Source organism: Streptomyces roseofulvus (genome assembly GCF_039534915.1).
GTDB lineage: Bacteria > Actinomycetota > Actinomycetes > Streptomycetales > Streptomycetaceae > Streptomyces > Streptomyces roseofulvus.
This window is the reverse complement of sequence record NZ_BAAAWE010000001.1, coordinates 4,229,481-4,251,519: the sequence shown is the minus strand read 5'-3', so window position 1 is coordinate 4,251,519 and position 22,039 is coordinate 4,229,481. Positions and strand designations below refer to the sequence as shown.

The following is a 22,039-nucleotide window of genomic DNA, read 5'->3' as shown; positions in this document are numbered from 1 at the left end:
GGTCACCTGCGGCGGCGGGCCGTCCCGAAGATCGAGCGGCTGATCTCCCGGCCCAGCTGGGTGCCGACCGACCGGGCGAGGGACTTGAACATCCCGCTGCCGACGACCTGTTCGACGAGCGAGGGCTCCTCCCGGGGGGCCCTCGCCCGCGTCGTCCCCGCGGCCTTCGCCTCCGCCGCGCGGGCCGCCTCCGCCGTCCGGGCCTCCTCGTCCGCCGCCAGGCGCTCGTACGCCGACTCCCGGTCCACCGCCTGCGCGTACCGCCCGTACAGCGGGGAGTCCTTCACCGCCGCCTCCAGCGCGGCCGCGTCGATCGGCCCCATCAGCGACTCCGGCGCCCGCAGCCGGGTCGCCGCCACCGGGGTCGGCGCGCCCCGCTCGCTCAGTACGGTGACCACCGCCTCGCCCGTGCCGAGCGAGGTCAGCACCTCCTCCAGGTCGTACGCCGACTCCGGGAAGGTCCGCACCGTCGCCTTCAGGGCCTTGGCGTCGTCCGGGGTGAAGGCGCGCAGCGCGTGCTGGACCCGGTTGCCGAGCTGGGCGAGGACCTCCGCGGGCACGTCCTTCGGGGTCTGGGTCACGAAGAAGACGCCGACGCCCTTGGAGCGGATCAGCCGGACCGTCTGCGTGATCGACTCCAGGAACGCCTGCGAGGCCCCCTTGAAGAGCAGGTGGGCCTCGTCGAAGAAGAAGACCAGCTTCGGCTTCTCCAGGTCCCCGACCTCCGGCAGGTCGTGGAAGAGGTCCGCGAGCAGCCACATCAGGAAGGTCGAGAAGAGCTGCGGCTGCCGCTGCACCGACGGCAGCTCCAGGACCGAGACGATCCCCCGCCCGTCCTCGGCGGTGCGCAGGAACTCCGAGGTGTCGAACTCGGGCTCCCCGAAGAAGCCGGCCGCGCCCTGCTGCTCGAAGGCGGTCAGGGCGCGCAGGATCACCCCGGCGGTCACCGTGGACAGACCGCCGATCCCCTTCAGCTCGGGCTTGCCGACGTCCGAGACGAGGAAGGCGACCACCGCCCGCAGGTCCTTCAGGTCCACCAGCTCCAGGCCCTTGGCGTCGGCGTAGTGGAAGATCAGGCCGAGGGACTGCTCCTGCGTCCGGTTGAGCTGGAGCACCTTGGAGAGCAGCACCGGGCCGAAGCTGGTGACCGTGGCGCGGACGGGGATGCCGGGGCCGGTGCCGCCGAGGCCGTAGAACGCGCAGGGGAAACCGGTGGGGGTCCACTCCTGGCCGGTCTGCGCGGCCCGCTCCCGGACCTTCTCGCCGTCCTCGCCGGGGGCGGAGACGCCGGAGACGTCGCCCTTGATGTCGGCGAGGAAGACCGGGACGCCGTGGGCCGAGAGCTGCTCGGCGATCAGCTGGAGCGTCTTGGTCTTCCCGGTGCCGGTGGCGCCCGCGACGAGCCCGTGCCGGTTGAGGACCGGCAGCGGGATCCGCACCTGCGCCTCCCGGTGGCAGACCCCGTCCCACAGCACGGCCCCGAGATCGAGTGCCTCCCCCTCGAACCCGTACCCCGCGGCGATCTCCGCCACGGGCCCGGGCAGCGCGTCGGACGCCTCCGGCGCGGGCGGGGGCGCTTCCGGCGCGGGGCTCGCGGACGCGGGGGGCGCGGACGCGGGGGGCGTCGGCGCAGGGCTCGCGGACGCGGGGGTCGCCGGCGCGGGGGTCACGGAGGAGGGAGCCGCCGGCGCGGGGCTCGCCGGCGCGGGGGTCGCGGAGGCGGGGGCTTCGGGCGTGGACACCGGTGGGTCCGGGGTCGTCGGCTGCTGCTCCGGCTCGCTCATGCGGCACCCCAATGTCGCTTATGTCACGTTCTGCACCAGCATCCCATCGGTTCCGCGTGGCTGCGCCGGGAGCCGCTCGCCCGGTAGGCTTTCCGTGTGATCTTCAAGCGCATCGGAAACGGCCGGCCGTATCCCGACCACGGCCGGGAAAGCACCCGGCAGTGGGCGGACGTCGCCCCGCGCCCGGTCCGCCTCGACCAGCTGGTGACCACCAAGGGCCAGCTGGACCTGGAGACCCTGCTCGCCGAGGACTCCACCTTCTACGGCGACCTCTTCGCGCACGTCGTGAAGTGGCAGGGCGACCTGTACCTCGAGGACGGACTGCACCGCGCCGTCCGCGCCGCCCTCCAGCAGCGCCAGGTGCTCCACGCCCGCGTGCTGGAACTGGACTGACGTACCGCCTCCAGGCCCCGCGCGCTGATCCTTTCGGGGGCAGTTCGCGCCCATCCGGCCGCGATCACATGATCATCAAGTAGGCATCGCGCACAGGCGGCATTACGCTGCGCCCATGAGCATGCTCACTCCCCCCGGCATGGGCGGAAAGTACCGCATCACGGGGGATGTCTACCCGCGCATGCGCCGACCCCACCGCCGGCGCAGGATCGTCCTGGCCTCCGCCGCCGCCGTGGTCGTGCTCGGCGCGGCCGGCTGGGGCACGCTGCAGCTCGTCGACGTCTTCTCCGGCGACGACGGGACGAAGAAGACCACCGCCGGCAAGCAGACCGACTGCAAGCCCGCGCCCACCCCCAGCGCCGCCGCCAAGCCGCCGAAGCCCGCCCAGGTCACGGTGAACGTCTACAACGCGACCCCGCGCAGCGGACTCGCCAAGACCACCGCCGACGAACTGAAGAAGCGCGGCTTCGTCATCGGCAAGATCGGCAACGCGCCCGCCGCCTACGACAAGAAGGTGAAGGGCTCCGGGCTGCTGCTCGGCGCCCCCGCCGCCGCCAAGGGCGCCTTCGCCGTCCTCGGCACCCAGCTCGCGGGCACCACGACGAAGGTCGACGCCCGCACCACGGCGGACGTCGACCTGATCATCGGTACGGCGTTCAAGACCCTGTCGCCCAAGGCGACGGCGGACGCGGCGCTGGCGGCCCTGAACAAGCCCAAGCCCGCGCCGGCCCGCTGCTGACCCCGCCGGGAACTACTCGGCGGTGCCGTACATGCGGTCACCGGCGTCGCCCAGGCCCGGGACGATGTAGCCGTGCTCGTTGAGCCGCTCGTCGACCGAGGCCGTCACGACCGTCACCGGCGTGCCCGCGAGCTCGCGCTCCATGACCTCGACGCCCTCCGGGGCGGCGAGCAGCACCACGGCCGTCACGTCGTCGGCGCCGCGCCGGATCAGCTCCTGGATCGCGGCGACCAGCGTGCCGCCGGTCGCCAGCATGGGGTCGAGCACGTACACCTGGCGGCCCGAGAGGTCCTCCGGCATCCGGGTGGCGTAGGTCGACGCCTCCAGCGTCTCCTCGTTCCGGATCATGCCCAGGAAGCCGACCTCGGCCGTCGGGAGCAGCCGCACCATGCCGTCGAGCATGCCGAGCCCGGCACGCAGGATCGGGACCACCAGCGGACGCGGGTACGACAGCTTCACGCCGGTCGTCGGCGTGACGGGGGTCTCGATGTCGACCTGCTCGGTCCGCACGTCCCGGGTCGCCTCGTAGGCGAGCAGGGTGACCAGCTCGTCGGCGAGCCGGCGGAAGGTCGGGGAGTCCGTGCGCTTGTCGCGCAGGGTGGTGAGCTTGTGGGCGACCAGCGGGTGATCGACGACGTGGAGACGCATGACTCAACAGTAGCCCGCCGCGCACTGGCACCGACCCACACCGCTGCGGCAAGGTGGGGGCACAGGGACCCAGCGATGGGGTGGTGTGGCCGATGCCCGACCCGCAGAACACATCCGGCCAGGTCCGGGGCGACACGGAGCCCCGGGAGCCGGAGACACAGCCGGAGACCGACGCGGAGCGCCGCAGGCGCCGCGCCCAGTTCCTCCGCGAGCTCGGCGAGGCGAAAGCGCTGCGCGACCGGGTTCAGCCGCGGCGCGCCCGGGCGGCCCGGATGAGACAGGCCATGCGCATGCGCACCTTCCGTTGGTGAGGGGCCCGGCCACGGCCGACGCGCCCCCTCCGCGCGCCGGGGTCGCACGCCCACCCGAACGCGGTGTGGTTCAGACTGATGCACGACGCAAGAGCCGAAGACCTCTCCTGAGGCCGTCGTTTCTGTCACGATGCCGATTGGGCGGGGCTCAGGAGCGCGCCGCCGGATCATCACACCTCTGATCAGTGGGAGAGTCAGGTGTACTTCGCCGCACTGCTCGCGCGCACCGAAGACGGGTGGGAAGCGAGCGATACGGAGCTCGACGACGTGGAGACGCTGGCGGACCTGGCCGATCTGGCCCGTGAGGCGGCGGCCGACGAGGGGGAGACCGTCCTCGTCTTCATCGAGCAGGAGGACGCGTGGTTCGGCATCGTCCGCGTCGACGGGGAGGACGACCCGCGGGTCTACGTCTCCGACGCGGCGGCCGCGGCCCGCTCCTCGTACGGGGAGATCCTCACCTCGGAACTGCTCGGCGACGACGACCCGGACCGCGAACTCGACGAACTGGTGAACCTGGACGGCACCGAGGACGGTGAGCCGGAGCACGCGGCGGACGAGGACGACGACGCCGCCGCGGGCAGCGCCGGCATCGCGCCGGCCGGTCCGCTCGGCGAGGGCCGGATCCTCGCCGACCTCGGCATGCCGGAGCGGACCCTGCTCGCGGTGACCGACGACGCCCTCGGGGAGATCGCCGACGCCATCGGCGCCTCCGACATCCTGGAGGCCGTCCGCTAGTGCAGTCCGCGGTACCCGGCCCCGTGCCGGAGCTCTGGCGGGACGCCATGCGGCTCGCCCTCGCCGAGGCGGCGGCGGCCGTGCCGGCCGGTGACGTACCGGTCGGCGCGGTCGTGCTCTCCCCCGCCGGCGACGTCCTCTCCCGCGGTCACAACGAGCGGGAGGCGACCGGCGATCCGACGGCGCACGCGGAGGTCCTGGCGCTGCGCCGGGCCGCCGCCGCCACCGGCGAGTGGCGGCTGACCGGCTGCACCCTCGTGGTGACCCTGGAGCCCTGCGTGATGTGCGCGGGCGCCCTGGTCCAGTCGCGGGTCGAGCGGGTCGTCTACGGCGCCGACGACGAGAAGGCGGGCGCCGCCGGCTCCCTCTGGGACCTGGTCCGCGACCGTCGGCTCAACCACCGCCCGGAGGTCGTCAGGGGCGTCCTCGGGGACGCGTGCGCCGAGCAGCTCACCGGCTTCTTCCGCACCCGCTGACCCCCGCCGTGACCTGCGCGGGGATACGGATTTCTTCGCTGGGCCGGTTTGGGCTAAGCTCTCTCTCGGTAGCGTGTCCGAGCGGCCGAAGGAGCTCGCCTCGAAAGCGAGTGTGGCGCAAGTCACCGAGGGTTCAAATCCCTCCGCTACCGCTGAAGACGCCCCTCCCGCCAGGCAACTGGCCGGAGGGGCGTTCTGCATGCCCGCGGGGACCCGCAGGGGTCAGTAGTAGGCGCGCATGATCTCGGTGGCCCACTCCGGCTGGGTGGTGGCCCCGCGCGGCCCGAACTCGGCCATGTAGGGCTTGATGTCGAGCACGGGGGTGCCGTCGACCGCGTCCAGGCCCTCCACGTGGACGTCACGGCCGTCGACGCGCAGCAGCCGGCAGCGGGAGACGCCGAGCCGGTTGGGGCGGTTCTTGCCGCGCTGGGCGAAGATGCCGACGAGGGGCCAGTCGGTGTTGCCGCGCGGGTGCCGGGCGCCGGTCTCCACCTTCTCCGCCGGCACCCGGTCGAAGTGGTAGACGACCTCGACGTGCGAGAAGGCGTCCAGGCCGGCCAGGGCCTCCGGTGCGAAGCGGTCGTCCAGCCGGATCACCGCCGCCACCCCGCCCCACTCGTCGTCCCGGACCTCCACCCGGCCGCCGACCACCCGGCCGACCGGAGCGGAGACGACCTCCACGGGGCTGCTGCTCTCGGACATGCGCCGCACCTTTCGCGAGACGGAGACGATCACGGGCCACCGTACGACGGACGGGGTGTGAGGGGGCGTCAGGCGACGGAGGAGGGCGGTCCCTCCCGGCGTGAGGAAGAGGACGGGGGGAGCGGCATCGGGGGGACAAGCCGCTCCCCCCGATGAGAACCGGTCCGACAAGTCCTGCGCCGCTGTCAGGGGGGAAGCTCGCGGCGCGGACCCCGCAGTGCGGGCCGGTTCCATGTGCCCCGCGGATTCCTGCCAGATCCGCCGGGCTCGCTCTCCATCCTGCTCCCCCCCGCACCCGTCCGGGGGACGGCGAAAGACCCCGAAGCACGGGCCCTTGGTCCATAAAGGCTCGGTTAGAGTGGGCCACCGCCGAGGCCGAATCCCGGCGCCGGGAGGGGGAGGACAGATGTCCCAGGCGAGGAAAGTCGCGGTCTACGCGTTCGGGGTCTTCGTGCTGTACGCGATCATCACGTCCCCGGACCGGTCCGCGGACCTGGTCCAGATAGGCTTCGAGGGCCTTTCCAGCGCCGCCAAGGGTGTCGGAGAGTTCATGACGGAACTCATCAACTAGGAGCCCTCAGTGATCCGCCATCTGGTCCTCTTCAAGCTGAACGAGGGCGTCGAGCGCGACGACCCGCGCGTCGTCGCCGGCGTCGAGGCGTTCCGGGCGCTCGGCGGGCAGATCGACGAGCTGCGGTTCTGGGAGTGCGACTGGAACGTGTCGGACCGGCCGATCGCGTACGACTTCGCGATCAACTCGGCCGTCGAGGACCTGGACGCGCTCCAGCGGTACCTCGACCACCCGGCGCACCAGGCCGGGGTCGCGCTGTGGCGCGAGTTCTCCACCTGGGTGATCGCGGACTACCCCTTCTAGGCGCTTCCGCGGCCTTCTGTCGACGAGACCCCCCGCCGTCCGGGCGGGGGGTCTCGCGCGTTGCGGCCCCGCGCGCGCCTGGCCTCCGCTTCTTCCTTCACGATGCCTTCAACACGTGGTTATGCGGTGCTTGCACACAGTGGACATGTCTTGTGATGCTATGACCGCTTTTGACGGATGAGTTCACCGTTTGACCGTAGTTGACCCAGTCGACCAGCTACACCAGCCAAAGGGGTGGCGTGAACGTGCCGGCCAGTACAGCACCTCAGGTCCCGCCCCAGCACGAGGCGGGCGGCGCCGCGGACACCCCGCGGCCCCGGCCGCAGAGCAGCCGCGGCGCCGACACCCGGGCGCTCACCCAGGTGCTCTTCGGACAGCTCAAGAACCTGGAGCCCGGCACCCCCGAGCACGACCGGGTGCGCGGGGCGCTCATCGAGGCCAACCTCCCGCTCGTGCGGTACGCGGCGGCCCGCTTCCGCTCGCGCAACGAGCCGATGGAGGACGTCGTCCAGGTCGGCACCATCGGCCTCATCAACGCGATCGACCGCTTCGACCCGGACCGGGGCGTGCAGTTCCCGACCTTCGCGATGCCCACCGTGGTCGGCGAGATCAAGCGGTACTTCCGCGACAACGTCCGCACCGTCCACGTGCCGCGCCGGCTGCACGAGCTGTGGGTGCAGGTGAACGGCGCCACCGAGGACCTGACGACGGCCCACGGCCGCTCCCCCACGACCGCCGAGATCGCCGAGCGGCTGCGGATCGGCGAGGACGAGGTGCTCGCCTGCATCGAGGCCGGACGGTCGTACCACGCCACCTCCCTGGAGGCGGCGCAGGAGGGCGACGGGCTGCCCGGACTGCTCGACCGGCTCGGCTACGAGGACCCGGCGCTGGCCGGCGTCGAGCACCGGGACCTGGTCCGGCACCTGCTCGTCCAGCTGCCCGAGCGCGAGCAGCGGATCCTGATGCTGCGCTACTACAGCAACTTGACGCAGTCTCAGATCAGCCAGGAGCTCGGTGTCTCGCAGATGCACGTGTCAAGGCTCCTCGCCCGGAGCTTCGCCCGTCTGAGATCCGCAAACAGAATCGAGGCATGACCGGAACGGGTAGACCGGTTCGGAGGAGTTCCCCGCCGTCCCAATTGCCGTACACCCCTTGTTTCCTGCGGATATGCGGCCTCTCCTTGTCGACAAGTCACTACAGCGTGTTGCCGACATGTGACATTCTGCTGGGGACGCGTTTGCCGCAGCCCCACGGCCGGTATTCAGGTGGAAGCTGCGTTCCTCCGATGGTCGCGGCCCACCGCGACCGTCCGCGACCTCTAGGGGGTGGCATGTCCGCAGATCAGGGCAGCTCGAAGGTGCTCACGCTCACGCCCGTCCCGGTCCACGCGCCCGAGCCCGTGCCCACGCAGACGACGGCGCCGACCGCGGCCGAGAGCGGGGCGCTGCCCGCTCCGGAGCCCGCCGTCGCGCCGGCGGCGCTCGACACCCGCACCCTCTCCCGCTCCCTCTTCCTGCGGCTGCGGGCGCTGGACGCCGAGGGCGCGGCCGCGGACAGCCCGGAGCGGACCTACGTCCGCGACACCCTCATCGAGCTGAACCTCCCGCTCGTGCGGTACGCGGCGGCCCGCTTCCGCTCGCGCAACGAGCCGATGGAGGACATCGTCCAGGTCGGCACCATCGGCCTGATCAAGGCGATCGACCGGTTCGACTGCGAACGGGGCGTGGAGTTCCCGACGTTCGCGATGCCGACGGTCGTCGGCGAGATCAAGCGCTTCTTCCGCGACACCTCGTGGTCCGTGCGGGTGCCGCGCCGGCTCCAGGAGCTGCGGCTCGCCCTCACCAAGGCCAGCGACGAACTCGCGCAGAAGCTGGACCGCTCGCCGACCGTGCCCGAACTCGCCGCCGTGCTCGGGGTGTCGGAGGACGACGTCGTCGACGGCCTCGCGGTGGGCAACGCGTACACGGCCTCCTCGCTCGACTCGCCGTCCCCGGAGGACGACGGCGGCGAGGGCTCCCTCGCGGACCGCCTGGGCTACGAGGACGCGGCCCTGGAGGGCGTCGAGTACCGGGAGTCGCTGAAGCCGCTGCTCGCCAAACTCCCGCCCCGGGAGCGGCAGATCATCATGCTCCGCTTCTTCGCGAACATGACCCAGTCGCAGATCGGCGAGGAGGTCGGCATCTCGCAGATGCACGTCTCGCGACTGCTCACCCGCACGCTCGCACAGCTCCGCGAGGGCCTGATCTCGGACTGACCGCCAGTGGGTCGACTTCCGCAAATCCGCCCCCGGGTGACGAGGCGTCAGCCACACTGGGCGCATGAGGCGCAGGAAGCAGCCGGTACTCGTGACGGTGGCGCTCTGCCTCGGCGGAGCGCTCACCGCGTGCGGAGGCGGAGGAGACGGCGAGGGGTTCGCGGCGGTCGGCGCCGGTCCCTCGCCGGGCGGCGCCGTCGGCCCCTCGGGCGCGGTCACCCTGGTCCCGCTGGACAGCCCCACGGCGAGCGGGACCGCCTCCAGCACGTCCTCCCCGCCCCCGGCCCCCGGGTCGGAGCCGCCGCCGGGCGCCTCGCCGTCGCCCGCCCCCGGTACGGGGTCCCCGACCGCCCGCCCGGGCGCGGGACCGGGAGGCGGCGCCACGGCCCGCCCCGGCGGTTCCGGAGGGGGTACGGAGCCGGGCGCGCCGCCCGGCGGCCCTTCCGGCGGCGGCTCGCCCTCCGGCGGCCCCTCGCCCGGCGTGACGACGCCCCCGCCGCGTACCCCGGTCCCCACCTCGGCGCCCTCCACCTCCTCGCCCCGGCCGACCACGTCCACGCCGCCGCCCGGGCCGGCCGTGCTCACCGTCTCCGCGCCGGTCACCGCGGACGCCGACGCGCGCTGGTGCGAGCGGGTCACGGTGACCTTCCGGAACACCGGCGGCTCCCCCGCCGCCTCCGGCACCGCCACCTTCGAGACCCATGTCATCGGGGCCCTCGGCATCGACTGGGGCACGGTCACCACCAGCCAGCCGCTGCCGGCCCCGATCGCCGCCGGGGCGGCGCGGACGCGGACGTACGAGGTGTGCGTGGAGTCCTGGCGGGTGCCGCTGGGCATGCGCGTCGACACCCGCGCGGTGACCGCCACCTGGCGGTGAGCCCGGCCCGGGAACGACAGGAGGGGCCGGTTCCGTACGGACGGAACCGGCCCCTCCTCGTCGGTACGAGTGCTGCCGGGTACTGCGGGTGATGCGGTGCTGCGGTGCTGCGGAGTGCCGCGGTTCAGGAGAAGACGGCGAGCCAGACGACGCCGGCCACGACCGCGATCCCGGCGATCACCGCGGCGATCACGCCGACGCGCGGGCCGCCCTGGACCGCCGCCTGCTGCGGCTGGTGCTGCTGGGGGGTGCCCTCGTCGACGAAGGCGCGGAACATCTGGGTGCTGCCGGCGGGGTCGTAGCCCTCGGGGCCCTGGGCGCCCTGGCCGTACGGTGCTTGCGGGTTGTGTGCCATGGGCCAGGACCCTAGCGAAAGCGGGGTGACGGGCCCAAGCCCTGGCACTCCGCCTCCCCCGGGCCTCCCCCTCGTCTCCCCTTTGCCGATTCTTTAGCGCCGTTTGACCGATTTAGTTTGCCTGGAGCAACCATCCATCTCTATGGTTGCCCTAAGCAACAAGTTGGAAGGGGTCCGCCGTGGAACCGAGCAGCCGCTACGAGGACCTCGCCCGCGCCATCAGCGCGTTCGGCGCCGTGAAGCGCGGCCTCGCACGCGTCCTGCCCGGCGACTGCCAGGGCGGCTCGGCCGCCGTGCTCGCCCTGCTCAAGCACCACGGAGCCATGCGGATGAGCCGGCTGGCCGAGCTCATGGCCGTGGACATGTCGGTGTGCAGCCGCCATGTGGCCCACACCGTCACCCACGGCTGGGTCGAGCGCCTGCCCGACCCCGCCGACGGCCGCTCCCGCATCCTGCGGCTGACCGACGAGGGCGTCGCGATGCTCGCCGAACTCGACCGGCGGGTGACCGAGGCCTTCGCCCGCCACCTCGCGGAGTGGTCCGACGACGACGTCGCACTGCTCACCACCCTGCTCGCCCGACTCCGCGACTCCTTCGGGGACTGCCGGGCCACCCACGCCTGACCACGCACGCCCGACCTCCCGCGCACGAGACCGCTCGACCACGCCCGAGCGCGCCCCGCACCCGCGCGGACACGCTGGAAACCAGAGGAACCTCATGGCTACGACCACACCCGACACCGGTGTGCGGAGCGCCCCGGCCGACACCGGAGACTCCGCCGCTCCGATGACACACCGTCAGATCATGGAGGCGCTCTCCGGGCTGCTGCTCGGCATGTTCGTCGCCATCCTGTCCTCGACGATCGTCTCCAACGCCCTGCCCCAGATCATCACCGACCTGGAGGGCACCCAGTCCGCCTACACCTGGGTGGTCACCGCGACCCTGCTCGCGATGACCGCCACCACCCCGCTCTGGGGCAAGCTGGCCGACCTCTTCTCCAAGAAGCTGCTCATCCAGATAGCCCTGACGATCTACGTGGCGGGCTCGATCGTCGCCGGCCTCTCCCAGTCCACCGGCATGCTCATCGCCTGCCGCGTCGTCCAGGGCATCGGCGTCGGCGGCCTCACCGCCCTCTCCCAGATCATCCTCGCCGCGATGATCGCCCCCCGCGAGCGCGGCCGCTACAGCGGCTACCTGGGCGCGGTCTTCGCCGTCGCCACCGTCGGCGGCCCGCTGCTCGGCGGCGTCATCACCGACACCGAGTGGCTCGGCTGGCGCTGGTGCTTCTACGTCGGCGTGCCGTTCGCGGTCATCGCCCTCTTCGTCCTCCAGAAGACCCTCAAGCTCCCCGTCGTGAAGCGCGAGGTCAAGGTCGACTGGGCCGGCGCCTTCTTCATCAGCGCCGCCGTCTCGCTGCTCCTCATCTGGGTCACCTTCGCCGGCGACAAGTACGACTGGGTGTCCTGGCAGACGGGCGTCATGGTGGCCGGTTCGGTGCTGCTCGGCGCGCTCTTCGTGCTCGTCGAGTCGAAGGCGTCCGAGCCGATCATCCCGCTGCGCCTGTTCCGCAACCGGACCATCACCCTGGCCTCGCTCGCCTCGCTCTTCGTCGGCGTCGCGATGTTCGCCGGCACGGTCTTCTTCAGCCAGTACTTCCAGCTGGCCCGCAACGAGTCGCCGACCATGTCCGGCGTCCTCACCATCCCGATGATCGCCGGCCTCTTCGTCTCCTCGACGGCCTCCGGCATGATCATCACCAAGACCGGCCGCTGGAAGGCGTGGCTGGTCAGCGGCGGCGCGCTCGCCACCGCGGGCCTCGGCCTCCTCGGCTCGCTCCGGTACGACACGGAGTACTGGCACATCGCGGTCTACATGGCGGTCCTCGGCCTCGGCCTCGGCATGATGATGCAGAACCTGGTGCTCTGCACGCAGAACCAGGTGGCCCCCGCCGACCTCGGCGCCGCCTCCTCCGTCGTCACCTTCTTCCGCTCCCTCGGCGGCGCGATCGGCGTCTCCGCGCTCGGCGCGGTCATGGCCCACCGGGTCACGGACTACGTCAAGGAGGGCGTGGCCGAGCTCGGCCCGAAGGCCGCGGCGGCGATGGGCCAGGGCGGCAGCGGCGGCACCATCCCCGACATGGACAAGCTGCCGGCCCCGATCCGCACGGTGATGGAGAGCGCGTACGGCCACGGCGTCGGCGACGTCTTCCTCTACGCGGCGCCGTTCGCGCTGCTCGCCTTCCTGGTGACGCTCTTCATCAAGGAGGTCGCGCTGAAGAGCAACACCGTCACGGCGGAGGACGCCTGAAAGACCCCCGGCCGCGCTTCGAGCGGAGGCGCGGCCGGGTGAGAACGGAGCGGCGGGCAGGGGACGGCCCGCCGCTCCGTCATGTTCCCGGTGCCTCGCCGGCCTCGCGGGCCACCATCGCCTCGATGCCCGCGATCAGGAGGTCCAGGGCGAAGGCGAAGTCGCGGTCCCAGATCTCGCGCACGGAGCCGTGCGTGGCCCGCTCGTCCAGGAGGTCCACCATCGGCTCCAGCGTCTCCATGAAGGCGGGGTCGTCCCGGAACGCCTTGATCGACTCGCCGTAGAAGTCGTCCGCGTCCATCCCGGCCTCGTCGGCCCGCCGCCCGAACTGCGACTCGATCGTGCCGTAGCCGTACACGAACTGGAAGACCGCCGACATCGCGCTCGGCACCCGGCCGACCGGCAGCCCGGTGTCGCGGATCGTCTCCTGGATCCTGCCGCCGACGGCGATCGCGTGCGGCCCGATGTTCAGGTACTGGCCCGCGCACGGCGACATCCACGGGTGACGGGTCAGCATCCGGCGGTACTGGAGGGCGAGCGACCGGAGCCGCTCCCGCCAGTCGGCCCCCGCGTCGACCGCGTCCAGGTCGATCTCCCCGTACACGGTGTCGATCGCGTACTCGATGATGTCGTCCTTGGTGTCCACGTACCAGTACAGGGACATCGCGGTGACCCCGAGCTCGGCCGCGAGCCGGCGCATCGACAGCTTGGCGAGCCCGTCCCGGTCGAGCATCCGGACCGAGGCGGCGACGATCCGGTCCCGGTCGAGTCCGGCCGGGCCGCCGCCGCTGCGCGGGGCCCGCCGCTCCAGCCAGACGCTGGAGCCCGCCGGGTTCCTGTCCCGGTCCGCGGCCTTGACCATGCTCGTCCTCCGTCCGTCGGCGCTGGTGACCATGCTAGGCAGCGACGACGGGCTCGACCGCCGCGGACTGCTCCGCCCGCTCGGCCCGCTTCAGCAGGAAGGCGGCGAGCAGACCGCCGGCGAGGACCGCGACCGCCCCGACCAGCTGGCTGGTCTGGAGCCCGGAGGCGAAGGCGTCGGAGATCCGGGCCCGCTCGGCGTCGTCGCCGGCCGCCGCCAGCGCCGCCGGGAGCGAGGTGGCGGTGACGGTGACGAGGGCGGCGAAGCGGGCGTTGAGCACCGCGCCGAGGACCGCCACGCCGAGGCCGTTGCCGAACTCGGCGAGGGTGCCGTTGACGCCCGCGCCGACGCCCGCCTTCTCCGGCGGGATCGCGCTCATGATCGCGTTCGCCATCGCCGGGTTGGAGACCGCGAGGCCGGTGCCCATGAGGACCAGGCCGAGCAGCATGCCCCAGTAGGTGCCGTCCGCGCCGCCGCCGAGCAGGGCGATCGAGGCGAGACCGGCCGCGACCAGCGTCATGCCGACCGTCACCGTGAGCGGGGTGCCGAGCTTCATCACGATCCGCGGGCCGATGCCGCTGAGGTTCAGGACGACGACCGTCAGCGCCAGCGGCGCCATCCGCAGCCCGGCCTCCAGCGGCTCGTACCCGAGCACGAACTGGAGGTGCTGGGTGAGCAGGAACATCGAGCCGCCCATCCCGAACATCACCAGGATCGCGCCGGCCACCGCGCCCACGAACTTCTGGTTGCGGAAGAAGTGCATGTCGAGCATCGGGTACGGGGTCCGCAGTTCCCACAGCGCGAAGGCGGCGAGCACCACGACCCCGATCGCGGCCGGGACCAGCACCTCGGTGGAGGTCCAGCCGTGCTCCGGGCCGGTGATGATCGCGTACACGGCGGCGGTCATGCCGACGGTGGAGAGCAGCGCGCCGAGCAGGTCGGGGCGGTCGCCCTGGGGGTTCTTCGACTCGGGGACCAGCTTGAGGACCGCGACCAGGCCGATCACGGCCACCGGGATGTTGATCAGGAAGATCATCCCCCACCAGTAGTGGTCGAGGATGACGCCGCCGATCAGCGGTCCGGCGGCGAAGCCGAGCGAGCTGACGGTGGCCCAGAGCGCGATGGCCTTCACGCGCTCGGAGTCGTCGAAGATCTGCATGACCACGGCGAGCGTGGTGGTCATCAGGAGCGCCCCGCCGACGCCCATGCCCGCGCGGGCGGCGATCAGCTGCCCGGCGGAGCCGGCGAGTCCGGCGGCGAGCGAGCCGAGCCCGAAGAGCGCGAGACCGACGGCGAGCAGCTTCTTGCGGCCGTAGCGGTCGGCCGCGTTGCCGGCGGTCAGCAGCAGGCCGGACTGGACGAGCGAGTAGGCGTTGATCATCCACTGGATGTCGCTGGTGGAGGCGCCCAGCTCCGTCGTCAGCGAGGGGATGGCGACGCTGAGGACGGTGTTGTCGAGGAGCACGGTGAGCTGGGCGAGACAGATGACGCCCAGGATCAGCCAGCGCTGCGGATGGCCGCCTGTCGCCATGGGCGTGGCCGTGGGCATGGCCGTCATGAACACTCCTATACGGTGTACGAGGCTTGGGTCTCGTACACCGTATAGGAGGTCTCGTACGCTGTATAGGGCTTTTATTTCGGGCTGGTCAGGTCGTAGAAGGTGGCGTCGCCGACGGTGGTGGAGGAGAAGTTCTCCTGGACCCAGGCGCTGATCCGGGAGCCGCTGCTGGCGCCGGCGCCCGGCCCGGCCATGCCCGAACCGCCGCCGATGAAGTAGTGGATCCTCCCCTCGGCGACGTACCGCTGGAACTGGGCGAGGGTGGGGGACGGGTCGCTGCCGTTGAAGCCGCCGACCGCCATCACGGGCTTCTCGGTGGCGAGCTGGTAGCCGGCCGCGTTCTGGGCGCCGATCGTGGCCGCGGCCCAGGTGTACGCGTCGGCGTCCTGGAGCAGCTTCGCCTTGGCCTCGGCACCGACGACGGCGCCGCCGAGAAGACCGGCGAGGCCGCCGCCGCCCATGCCGCCGCGCTCGCCGGGGCCCGGGGGCGGACCGCCGTCCTGGGGACGGCCGCCGCCGGGGAAGCCGTCGGGGGGCTGCATGCCGTCGGGGGGCTGCGCACCGTCGGGGTTCTGCGTGCCGCCCGGCCGGCCGGCGCCGTCCGGGGCCTGGCCGCCGTCCGTCCGCGGCGTCCCGGCCGGGAGTTCGCCGCCGCCCGGGAAACCGCGACCGCCGCCGCCCGGTCCGCGGCCGCCGAAGCCGGCGCCCGCCGGACCCGCCGTGACGATGGAGCCCTGGTGGCCGGTGGAGAGCGTCTCCAGGGTGTACGCGAACGGCCCCGCGAGTCCCGCCGCCAGGCCGAGGCCCGCCACGGCGAGGCCGAACCGCCGGTCCGTCCGGCCCGCGGCGAGCAGTCCGAGCGCGGCCGCCGCGCCCGCGCCGAGCACGGTCCAGCGCAGCCAGGGCACGTAGTCCGGCGTACGGCCGAGCAGCACCCAGCCCCACCAGGCCGTCACGCCGGCCGCGACCGCGAGGCCGGCGGAGGCGGGCAGCCGGGTCCGCTCCTCCCACAGCACGCCGGCGCCCATGCCGATCAGGGCGGCGAGGTACGGGGCCAGGGCCACCGTGTAGTACTCGTGGAAGATGCCGGCCATGAAGCTGAAGACGGCCAGCGTCATCAGGAGCGACCCGCCCCACGCCAGGAACGCGGCCCGGGCCGGGTCCGTGCGCGGCGCCTTCCAGGTGACGGCGAGTCCGGCGAGGAGCAGCACCAGCGCGGCCGGCAGCAGCCACGAGATCTGCCCGCCGATCGAGTCGCCGAACATCCGCAGCAGGCCGGTCTCGCCCCAGCCGCCGCCCTGCCCGCCGCCGCGGCCGCCGCCGACGCTGCCGACCTCGTTGCCGTTGATCCGGCCGAGGCCGTTGTAGCCGAAGGTCAGCTCCAGGAAGCTGTCGGTCTGCGAGCCGCCGACGTACGGGCGCGAGGCCGCCGGCCAGAGCTCGACGAGCGCCACCCACCAGCCGCCGGAGACGACCAGGGCGAGCCCGGCGAGCCCCAGCTGGCCGCACCGCTTCAGCGGCCGGGCCGGGGCGCACACCGCGTACACGAGCGCGAGCGGCGGCAGGACCAGGAACGCCTGGAGGGTCTTCGTCAGAAACCCGAAGCCGAACGCGACTCCCGCCGCGACCAGCCACTGCGTGGAGCCCTCGGCCCGCTCCAGGGCCCGCAGCACCGCGTACACGGCCACGGTCATGAGCAGCGCGAGCAGCGCGTCCGGGTTGTTGAAGCGGAACATCAGCGCGGCGACCGGGGTCAGCGCGAGCACCGTGCCGGCGATCAGGCCGGCGCCCGCGCCGAAGCGGCGGCGGACGGCCGCGTACAGCACGGCGACCGTGGCCACGCCCATCAGCACCTCGGGCAGCAGGATCTGCCAGGAGCCGAGGCCGAAGAGGCGGACGGAGAGCGCCATCGGCCAGAGCGCGGCCGGCGGCTTGTCGACGGTGATGGCGTTGGCCGCGTCGAGCGAGCCGAAGAAGAACGCCTTCCAGCTCTCGCTCCCGGCCTGGACGGCCGCCGAGTAGAAGGAGTTGGCGTAGCCGGAGGCGCTCAGGTTCCACAGGTAGAGCGCGGTGGTGACGGCGAGCAGGCCGAGGAAGACCGGGCGCACCCAGGGGGCGTCGTCGGGCCGGCCGCGCCACAGCCGGGCGAGCCGGCCGGGCCGGGCGGAGGGCGCGGCGTGCGCCGCCGCCGCGGGCGGGGGCGGGGGCGGGGTCGGTGTGGTCATCGGGGGTCCCCCGTGGGGTGTCGGCGGTCCGGGAAGACCCAGAGCCGGAAGAGCAGGAAGCGCAGCACGGTCGCGGCGAGGTTGGCGACGACGAGCACGGCGAGCTCGGTGGAGTGCGCCGGGTCGCCGGTCGCCGCGCCGAGCGCGGCGAGCGAGCCGCTGGTGAGGGCGAGGCCGATGGCGAAGACCACGAGCCCCTGCGCCTGGTGGCGGACGGCCCGGTCGCGGCCGCGGACGCCGAAGGTGAGCCGGCGGTTGGCGGCGGTGTTGGCGACGGCGGAGACGAGCAGCGCGGCGGCGTTGGCGAGCTGGGCGCCGGCGCCCAGCCGGAAGAGCGAGTAGAGCGCGAGGTAGAAGAGGGTGGAGAGCACGCCGACCACGCAGAAGCCGACCAGCTGGCGGGCGAGCCCGCCGGGGACCCCGGTCAGGTCGCGGTCGCGCGGATCGTCGCCGAAGGGCCGGGCGAGCCGGTCCAGCGGCAGCGAACCGGTCGCGAGGGCCCGGCCCACCCGCCAGACGCCCTTCAGGTCGTCGGTGGCGGTCCTCACGAGGTGCACGGTCGAGTCGGGGTCGTCGACCCAGTCGACCGGCACCTCGTGGATCCGCAGCCCGGCCCGCTCGGCGAGCACCAGCATCTCGGTGTCGAAGAACCAGCCGGTGTCCTCGACCATCGGCAGCAGCCGCTCGGCGACATCGCGCCGGATCGCCTTGAAGCCGCACTGGGCGTCGGAGAAGCGGGCGGCGAGCGAGCCGCGCAGGATCAGGTTGTACGCCCGGGAGATGAACTCCCGCTTGGGCCCGCGCACCACCCGCGAGGAGCGGGCGAGCCGGGAGCCTATGGCGAGGTCGGAGTGGCCGGAGATGAGCGGCGCGACGAGCGGCAGGAGTGCGTTGAGGTCGGTGGACAGGTCCACGTCCATGTAGGCCAGGACGGGTGCGTCGGAGGCCGACCACACGGTCCGCAGCGCCCGGCCGCGGCCCTTCTGTTCCAGCCGTACGGACCGCACCTCGGGCACCTCGGCGGCGAGGGCGGCGGCGATGGCGGGCGTGGCGTCCGTGGAGGCGTTGTCGGCGACGGTGACGCGGAAGCCGTACGGGAAGGTGCGCTTCAGGTGCGCGTGGAGCCGGCGGACGCACGGCTCCAGGTCCTTCTCCTCGTTGAAGACGGGGATCACCACGTCCAGAACGGCCCGGCCCGCTTCGCTCACCGGCAGGTGCTCCCGGGCGGGGAGGGTGCCGGGGGTCCGCGTCGCGGGCCCCGCGAGGGTGTGAGTTCGCATGTCCAGGACCCTCGCCGGGCCCGCTGTCACGCCGGTGTGATCAGCCTGTGGTCAGCCTGTGAGTCTGCGTCCGTGGGGTTCCTCTCCGCCGGCAGGGTCACCGAGAAGACGGTGCGGCCGGGGACCGACGCGACGGTCACCCCGCCGCCGTGGGCGGTGACGACGGCCCGCACGATGGCGAGGCCGAGGCCGGTGGACCCGGCGTGCCGGGAGCGGGAGGCGTCGCCGCGCGCGAACCGTTCGAAGACGGCGGGCAGCAGCTCGGGCGGGATGCCGGGCCCGTCGTCCTGGATCTCGACGACGACGGTCGTGCCCTCGCCCCGGACGCGGGCGGTGACGGTGGTCCCGGGCGGGGTGTGGGTGCGGGCGTTGGCGAGCAGGTTGAGGAGCACCTGCTGGAGCCGGGCGGGGTCGCCGCGGACGGCCGCCGGTCCGCCGTCGCCGGGCAGTTCGAGGCGCCAGTGGTGGTCGGGTCCGGCGGCGCGGGCGTCGCCGAGGGCGTCCACGACCAGCGGGACGAGGTCGGTGGTCTCGTCCGCGAGGGGGCGCCCGGCGTCGAGCCGGGCGAGCAGCAGCAGGTCCTCGACCAGGCCCGTCATCCGGGTGGCCTCGGACTCGATCCGGCCGAGCGCGTGCCGGGTGTCGGGCCCGCACTCCTCGCGTCCGCGCCGGGTCAGTTCGGCGTAGCCGCGGATGGAGGCGAGCGGGGTGCGCAGTTCGTGGCTGGCGTCGGCGACGAACCGCCGGACCCGGGTCTCGCTCTGCTGGCGGGCGTCGAGGGCCGCGTGGACGTGGTCGAGCATCCGGTTGAGGGCGGCGCCGACCTGTCCGACCTCGGTGCGTGGATCGGCCTCGGCCTCCGGGACCCGCTGGTGGAGCGCCACCTCGCCGCTGTGCAGCGGCAGCCGGGCGACCTGGGCGGCGGTGGCGGCTACCCGGCGCAGCGGCCGCAGCGCGATCCGTACGAGCACCGTCCCGGCGAGGGAGGCGGCGGCGAGGGAGGCCGCGGTGAGGCTGAGTTCGACGAGGACGAGGGTGGAGAGGGCGTTCTCGACCTCGGCGAGCGGGATGCCGGTGAGGACGGCGTCGCGGTAGCCCTCGGCGTAGACGACCCGGTACGCGCCGAGCCCGCCGGGCAGTTCCACGGTGTGCGCCCGCCCGTCGCGGGGAACGGCGGCGAGCGCGTTCGTCTGCGCCGCGTCCAGCTTCTCGACCGGGAAGAGGGGCCGCTCGCCGGTGGCGCCGCCGGCCGTCTCCGTCTCCGTCGAGTAGCCGGCCTCGGTGACCTCGCCGCCCTCACCGCCCTCGACGACGGCGACGAGGGCACCGATCGGGGAGCCCGGGTCGCCGAGGACGGAGAGCGGTGAGCGTTCCCGGAGCGGGCCGCCGGGCGGCGGCACCGGCGGCCCGGCGGCCCGCTGGCCGAGCGCGGTCAGCTGCTCGTCGGCCCGGTCGTAGAGGTAGGAGCGGTACGCGATGGTGGTGACCGTGCCGATGACGGTGGCGACGACCGCGATCAGCGCGACGGCGGAGACCACCAGGCGCGTCCGCAGCGACCACGGCCGCCGGGAACGGAGGCGCATGGGGGCTACTCCCCCGGCTTGATGAGGTAGCCGGCCCCCCGGCGGGTGTGGATCATCGGCGAGCGGCCGGCGTCGATCTTCCGCCGCAGGTAGGAGATGTACAGCTCGACCACGTTGGCCTGGCCGCCGAAGTCGTACGACCACACGCGGTCGAGGATCTGCGCCTTGCTGAGCACCCGGCGCGGGTTGCGCATGAGGTACCGCAGGAGCTCGAACTCGGTCGCGGTGAGGTGGAGGGAGTCGCCGCCCCGGGTGACCTCGTGGCTGTCCTCGTCGAGGGTGAGGTCGCCGACCGTCAGCAGCGACTCGCTGCGGGCCTGGGCGGCCCCGGAGCGCCGGATCAGGCCGCGCAGCCGGGCGACGACCTCCTCCAGGCTGAACGGCTTGGTGACGTAGTCGTCGCCGCCGGCGGTGAGCCCGGCGATCCGGTCCTCGACGGCGTCCTTCGCCGTGAGGAAGAGAACCGGCACCTCGGGCAGCTCGCGCCGGATCGAGCCGAGCAGGCTGAGCCCGTCGACGTCCGGGAGCATGATGTCCAGGATGACGACGTCGGGCCGGAACTCGCGCACGGCCCGCAGGGCACCGGCCCCGTCGCCGGCGCTGCGGACCTGCCAGCCCTCGTAGCGCAGGGCCATCGAGAGCAGTTCGGAGAGGGACGCCTCGTCGTCGACGACGAGGACGCGGACGGCGCTGCCGTCGGCACGGAGCAGATCGGCGCGGGTGCCGCGGCGGGCTGAAGTGCTGCGAGTGGTGACGGTCATGGCCCCACGCTCGCCGTCGCCGCTGAGATCCCCCTTGCGCTTTCCTGTGAATTCCCTGAGAAACCGGGGGAGCCGGTCCGGTCGGGGATCCCTCCGGTCAGGGTTTCACGTGAAACATCGCGGCCCCGTTGTCGTGCAGGACCGCCCGGAGCCAGTCGTCGCCGAGCCCGAGCCGTTCGAGGGCGTGGAGCTGGTGGACGTAGGGGTACGGGATGTTCGGGAAGTCGGAGCCGAGCAGGATCCGGTCCTGGAGGTCGGCCAGCCGCTTGAGCGCGTCGCGCGGGAAGGGCGCGAGCCGCTCGCTGAAGTCGGTGAACGCCATGGTGGTGTCCAGGTGCACGCCCGCGTACCGCTCCGCGAGCCCGAGGAAGTCCACGTACTCCGGCATCCCCATGTGCGCCACGACCATCCGCAGCCGCGGGTGCCGGGCGAGCAGCTCCCCCGCCGGTCCCGGCCCGGTGAAGGCACCGGGCGCGGGCCCGGAGCCGCAGTGGACGACGACCGGCGTACCGCTCTCGGCGAGCAGCCCCCACACCGCGTCGAGCAGCGGATCGTTCGGATCGAAGCCGCCGACCTGGACGTGCACCTTGAAGACCCGGGCCCCGTCGTCGAGGGCCCGCCGGACGTATCCGGCGGCCCCGGGCTCGGGGAAGAAGGTCGCCGTGTGCAGACAGCCGGGCGTCCGCGCGGCGAACTCGGCGGCCCAGGCGTTGAGCCAGGCGCCCATCCCGGGCTTGTGCGGATAGAGCATCGAGGTGAAGGCGAGCACACCGAAGCCACGCAGCAGCTCGACCCGCCGGTCCTCCTCCTCGCGGTAGGTGATGGGCCAGGGCTGTCCGGTGAGCGGCCCGACGGCGTCGAAGTACGCCCAGACCTTGTCGAGGACGTTCTTCGGCATGAAGTGGGTGTGCACGTCGACGAGCCCGGGCAGTCCGAGCCGCGCGGTCAGGCCGCGGACGGCCGCGCTCTCGTCACTCCCGCTCAAAGCCGTAGCTCCGCTCGACCTTCCCGATGTGGCAGCTGTACGCCTCGTACCAGTGCGCGCGCCCGTGCTCCTTCGCCGCCATGTGCGTGGCGTCGAGGCGCCAGGCGTCGAGGGCCTCCAGGTCGCGGAAGTAGGCGACGGTGATGCCGAGGCCACCGGGGGTGCGGGCGGACTCGTAGCCGAGGAAGCCGGGGACGGAGCCGACCCGCTCGCGCAGCTCGGCGGCGGTCTCGGCGTACCCCTCGGGGGCGTCGGGCCGCAGGGAGGTGAAGACAGCGGTGTAGTAAGGGGGTTCGAGCCCGGAGATCGGTTTCTGGGTCATGTGATCAC

Annotated in this window: 24 protein-coding genes and 1 tRNA gene; 13 read left to right on the top strand and 12 right to left on the bottom strand. The window is 73.0% G+C overall.

Annotation, left to right across the window (positions count from 1 at the left end):
- Positions 1 to 2: 2 nt before the first annotated feature.
- Positions 3 to 1,784, bottom strand: a complete 1,782-nt coding sequence (locus ABFY03_RS19555) for a helicase HerA-like domain-containing protein (RefSeq protein ID WP_346170469.1) — start codon at positions 1,782 to 1,784, stop codon at positions 3 to 5.
- Between the two features lie 96 nt (positions 1,785 to 1,880).
- Here ABFY03_RS19555 and ABFY03_RS19550 point away from each other — a divergent pair, with 96 nt between their 5' ends.
- Positions 1,881 to 2,177 carry a type II toxin-antitoxin system VapB family antitoxin gene (locus ABFY03_RS19550; RefSeq protein ID WP_003999914.1) on the top strand — a complete coding sequence of 99 codons (297 nt, stop codon included), beginning with the start codon at positions 1,881 to 1,883 and terminating at the stop codon, positions 2,175 to 2,177.
- A 115-nt stretch (positions 2,178 to 2,292) separates the two neighbouring features.
- Positions 2,293 to 2,916 carry a LytR C-terminal domain-containing protein gene (locus ABFY03_RS19545; protein WP_319011640.1) on the top strand — a complete coding sequence of 208 codons (624 nt, stop codon included), beginning with the start codon at positions 2,293 to 2,295 and terminating at the stop codon, positions 2,914 to 2,916.
- A gap of 12 nt (positions 2,917 to 2,928) precedes the next feature.
- On the opposite strand, the gene upp is transcribed toward ABFY03_RS19545, so the two are convergent.
- Positions 2,929 to 3,564 (bottom strand): uracil phosphoribosyltransferase, encoded by a 636-nt coding sequence (upp, locus tag ABFY03_RS19540; protein ID WP_319011639.1) that lies wholly within the window; start codon positions 3,562 to 3,564, stop codon positions 2,929 to 2,931.
- A 92-nt stretch (positions 3,565 to 3,656) separates the two neighbouring features.
- Here upp and ABFY03_RS19535 point away from each other — a divergent pair, with 92 nt between their 5' ends.
- The 4 genes from ABFY03_RS19535 to ABFY03_RS19520 all read left to right on the top strand — a co-directional run bounded on the left by ABFY03_RS19535 (position 3,657) and on the right by ABFY03_RS19520 (position 5,238).
- Positions 3,657 to 3,875, top strand: a complete 219-nt coding sequence (locus ABFY03_RS19535; RefSeq protein ID WP_031003324.1) for a hypothetical protein — start codon at positions 3,657 to 3,659, stop codon at positions 3,873 to 3,875.
- 198 nt (positions 3,876 to 4,073) lie between these two features.
- Positions 4,074 to 4,610, top strand: a complete 537-nt coding sequence (locus ABFY03_RS19530) for a tRNA adenosine deaminase-associated protein (protein WP_319011638.1) — start codon at positions 4,074 to 4,076, stop codon at positions 4,608 to 4,610.
- A gap of 47 nt (positions 4,611 to 4,657) precedes the next feature.
- Positions 4,658 to 5,086 (top strand): tRNA adenosine(34) deaminase TadA, encoded by a 429-nt coding sequence (gene tadA, locus ABFY03_RS19525; protein ID WP_319011759.1) that lies wholly within the window; start codon positions 4,658 to 4,660, stop codon positions 5,084 to 5,086.
- A gap of 67 nt (positions 5,087 to 5,153) precedes the next feature.
- Positions 5,154 to 5,238, top strand: a tRNA-Ser gene (locus tag ABFY03_RS19520).
- Positions 5,239 to 5,308: 70 nt separating this feature from the next.
- On the opposite strand, the gene ABFY03_RS19515 is transcribed toward ABFY03_RS19520, so the two are convergent.
- Complete coding sequence (locus tag ABFY03_RS19515) at positions 5,309 to 5,788, bottom strand: SAM-dependent methyltransferase (RefSeq protein ID WP_346170468.1); 480 nt, start codon at positions 5,786 to 5,788, stop codon at positions 5,309 to 5,311.
- 406 nt (positions 5,789 to 6,194) lie between these two features.
- On the opposite strand from ABFY03_RS19515, the gene ABFY03_RS19510 reads away from it, so the two are divergent.
- From ABFY03_RS19510 to ABFY03_RS19490, 5 genes are all read left to right on the top strand, one after another.
- Positions 6,195 to 6,359 carry a hypothetical protein gene (locus tag ABFY03_RS19510; protein ID WP_199806607.1) on the top strand — a complete coding sequence of 55 codons (165 nt, stop codon included), beginning with the start codon at positions 6,195 to 6,197 and terminating at the stop codon, positions 6,357 to 6,359.
- Between the two features lie 9 nt (positions 6,360 to 6,368).
- Positions 6,369 to 6,662: a Dabb family protein gene (locus ABFY03_RS19505; RefSeq protein WP_031003320.1), complete on the top strand. Its 294-nt coding sequence runs from the start codon at positions 6,369 to 6,371 to the stop codon at positions 6,660 to 6,662.
- A gap of 245 nt (positions 6,663 to 6,907) precedes the next feature.
- Entirely contained in the window at positions 6,908 to 7,756 is an 849-nt protein-coding gene (locus tag ABFY03_RS19500) for an RNA polymerase sigma factor SigF (RefSeq protein ID WP_031003319.1), read from the top strand.
- A gap of 236 nt (positions 7,757 to 7,992) precedes the next feature.
- Positions 7,993 to 8,916 (top strand): RNA polymerase sigma factor SigF, encoded by a 924-nt coding sequence (locus ABFY03_RS19495; protein WP_346170467.1) that lies wholly within the window; start codon positions 7,993 to 7,995, stop codon positions 8,914 to 8,916.
- 64 nt (positions 8,917 to 8,980) lie between these two features.
- Positions 8,981 to 9,793 carry a hypothetical protein gene (locus ABFY03_RS19490; RefSeq protein WP_346170466.1) on the top strand — a complete coding sequence of 271 codons (813 nt, stop codon included), beginning with the start codon at positions 8,981 to 8,983 and terminating at the stop codon, positions 9,791 to 9,793.
- A gap of 124 nt (positions 9,794 to 9,917) precedes the next feature.
- Here ABFY03_RS19490 and ABFY03_RS19485 read toward each other — a convergent pair whose 3' ends face one another.
- Positions 9,918 to 10,148 carry a hypothetical protein gene (locus tag ABFY03_RS19485; protein ID WP_346170465.1) on the bottom strand — a complete coding sequence of 77 codons (231 nt, stop codon included), beginning with the start codon at positions 10,146 to 10,148 and terminating at the stop codon, positions 9,918 to 9,920.
- A 179-nt stretch (positions 10,149 to 10,327) separates the two neighbouring features.
- On the opposite strand from ABFY03_RS19485, the gene ABFY03_RS19480 reads away from it, so the two are divergent.
- Positions 10,328 to 10,771 (top strand): MarR family winged helix-turn-helix transcriptional regulator, encoded by a 444-nt coding sequence (locus tag ABFY03_RS19480; protein ID WP_319011633.1) that lies wholly within the window; start codon positions 10,328 to 10,330, stop codon positions 10,769 to 10,771.
- 163 nt (positions 10,772 to 10,934) lie between these two features.
- Positions 10,935 to 12,455 carry an MDR family MFS transporter gene (locus ABFY03_RS19475; RefSeq protein WP_487222187.1) on the top strand — a complete coding sequence of 507 codons (1,521 nt, stop codon included), beginning with the start codon at positions 10,935 to 10,937 and terminating at the stop codon, positions 12,453 to 12,455.
- 79 nt (positions 12,456 to 12,534) lie between these two features.
- Here the strand turns inward: ABFY03_RS19475 and ABFY03_RS19470 are convergent, their stop codons facing one another.
- The 8 genes from ABFY03_RS19470 to ABFY03_RS19435 form a co-directional block, all read right to left on the bottom strand.
- Positions 12,535 to 13,317: a TetR/AcrR family transcriptional regulator gene (locus tag ABFY03_RS19470; RefSeq protein ID WP_319011631.1), complete on the bottom strand. Its 783-nt coding sequence runs from the start codon at positions 13,315 to 13,317 to the stop codon at positions 12,535 to 12,537.
- 34 nt (positions 13,318 to 13,351) lie between these two features.
- Positions 13,352 to 14,875: a DHA2 family efflux MFS transporter permease subunit gene (locus ABFY03_RS19465; protein WP_319011630.1), complete on the bottom strand. Its 1,524-nt coding sequence runs from the start codon at positions 14,873 to 14,875 to the stop codon at positions 13,352 to 13,354.
- 74 nt (positions 14,876 to 14,949) lie between these two features.
- On the bottom strand, positions 14,950 to 17,100 hold the full coding sequence (locus ABFY03_RS19460) for an ArnT family glycosyltransferase (protein ID WP_346170464.1): 2,151 nt from the start codon (positions 17,098 to 17,100) through the stop codon (positions 14,950 to 14,952).
- A complete protein-coding gene (locus ABFY03_RS19455) occupies positions 17,097 to 18,380 on the bottom strand; it encodes a bifunctional glycosyltransferase family 2/GtrA family protein (protein WP_346170463.1) in 1,284 nt (427 codons plus the stop codon). Before ABFY03_RS19455 ends, ABFY03_RS19460 begins: the two co-directional genes overlap by 4 nt.
- 26 nt (positions 18,381 to 18,406) lie before the next feature.
- A complete protein-coding gene (locus tag ABFY03_RS19450) occupies positions 18,407 to 19,963 on the bottom strand; it encodes a sensor histidine kinase (protein WP_319011627.1) in 1,557 nt (518 codons plus the stop codon).
- Positions 19,964 to 19,968: 5 nt separating this feature from the next.
- Positions 19,969 to 20,724 (bottom strand): response regulator transcription factor, encoded by a 756-nt coding sequence (locus tag ABFY03_RS19445; RefSeq protein WP_319011626.1) that lies wholly within the window; start codon positions 20,722 to 20,724, stop codon positions 19,969 to 19,971.
- Between the two features lie 97 nt (positions 20,725 to 20,821).
- Entirely contained in the window at positions 20,822 to 21,709 is an 888-nt protein-coding gene (locus ABFY03_RS19440) for an amidohydrolase family protein (RefSeq protein WP_346170462.1), read from the bottom strand.
- Complete coding sequence (locus ABFY03_RS19435) at positions 21,696 to 22,031, bottom strand: antibiotic biosynthesis monooxygenase family protein (protein WP_319011624.1); 336 nt, start codon at positions 22,029 to 22,031, stop codon at positions 21,696 to 21,698. The genes ABFY03_RS19440 and ABFY03_RS19435 overlap by 14 nt, the downstream gene beginning before the upstream one ends.
- Positions 22,032 to 22,039: the final 8 nt, after the last annotated feature.

What these genes read in the sequence shown, in the direction of transcription:
- ABFY03_RS19555 (WP_346170469.1), bottom strand. Translation starts at nt 1,784, where the DNA reads ATGAGCGAGCCGGAGCAGCAGCCGACGACCCCGGACCCACCGGTGTCC.
- ABFY03_RS19545 (WP_319011640.1), top strand. Translation starts at nt 2,293, where the DNA reads ATGAGCATGCTCACTCCCCCCGGCATGGGCGGAAAGTACCGCATCACG.
- upp (WP_319011639.1), bottom strand. Translation starts at nt 3,564, where the DNA reads ATGCGTCTCCACGTCGTCGATCACCCGCTGGTCGCCCACAAGCTCACC.
- ABFY03_RS19535 (WP_031003324.1), top strand. Translation starts at nt 3,657, where the DNA reads ATGCCCGACCCGCAGAACACATCCGGCCAGGTCCGGGGCGACACGGAG.
- tadA (WP_319011759.1), top strand. Translation starts at nt 4,658, where the DNA reads ATGCGGCTCGCCCTCGCCGAGGCGGCGGCGGCCGTGCCGGCCGGTGAC.
- ABFY03_RS19515 (WP_346170468.1), bottom strand. Translation starts at nt 5,788, where the DNA reads ATGTCCGAGAGCAGCAGCCCCGTGGAGGTCGTCTCCGCTCCGGTCGGC.
- ABFY03_RS19510 (WP_199806607.1), top strand. Translation starts at nt 6,195, where the DNA reads ATGTCCCAGGCGAGGAAAGTCGCGGTCTACGCGTTCGGGGTCTTCGTG.
- ABFY03_RS19495 (WP_346170467.1), top strand. Translation starts at nt 7,993, where the DNA reads ATGTCCGCAGATCAGGGCAGCTCGAAGGTGCTCACGCTCACGCCCGTC.
- ABFY03_RS19490 (WP_346170466.1), top strand. Translation starts at nt 8,981, where the DNA reads ATGAGGCGCAGGAAGCAGCCGGTACTCGTGACGGTGGCGCTCTGCCTC.
- ABFY03_RS19485 (WP_346170465.1), bottom strand. Translation starts at nt 10,148, where the DNA reads ATGGCACACAACCCGCAAGCACCGTACGGCCAGGGCGCCCAGGGCCCC.
- ABFY03_RS19475 (WP_487222187.1), top strand. Translation starts at nt 10,935, where the DNA reads ATGACACACCGTCAGATCATGGAGGCGCTCTCCGGGCTGCTGCTCGGC.
- ABFY03_RS19470 (WP_319011631.1), bottom strand. Translation starts at nt 13,317, where the DNA reads ATGGTCAAGGCCGCGGACCGGGACAGGAACCCGGCGGGCTCCAGCGTC.
- ABFY03_RS19465 (WP_319011630.1), bottom strand. Translation starts at nt 14,875, where the DNA reads ATGACGGCCATGCCCACGGCCACGCCCATGGCGACAGGCGGCCATCCG.
- ABFY03_RS19460 (WP_346170464.1), bottom strand. Translation starts at nt 17,100, where the DNA reads ATGACCACACCGACCCCGCCCCCGCCCCCGCCCGCGGCGGCGGCGCAC.
- ABFY03_RS19455 (WP_346170463.1), bottom strand. Translation starts at nt 18,380, where the DNA reads ATGCGAACTCACACCCTCGCGGGGCCCGCGACGCGGACCCCCGGCACC.
- ABFY03_RS19450 (WP_319011627.1), bottom strand. Translation starts at nt 19,963, where the DNA reads ATGCGCCTCCGTTCCCGGCGGCCGTGGTCGCTGCGGACGCGCCTGGTG.
- ABFY03_RS19445 (WP_319011626.1), bottom strand. Translation starts at nt 20,724, where the DNA reads ATGACCGTCACCACTCGCAGCACTTCAGCCCGCCGCGGCACCCGCGCC.
- ABFY03_RS19435 (WP_319011624.1), bottom strand. Translation starts at nt 22,031, where the DNA reads ATGACCCAGAAACCGATCTCCGGGCTCGAACCCCCTTACTACACCGCT.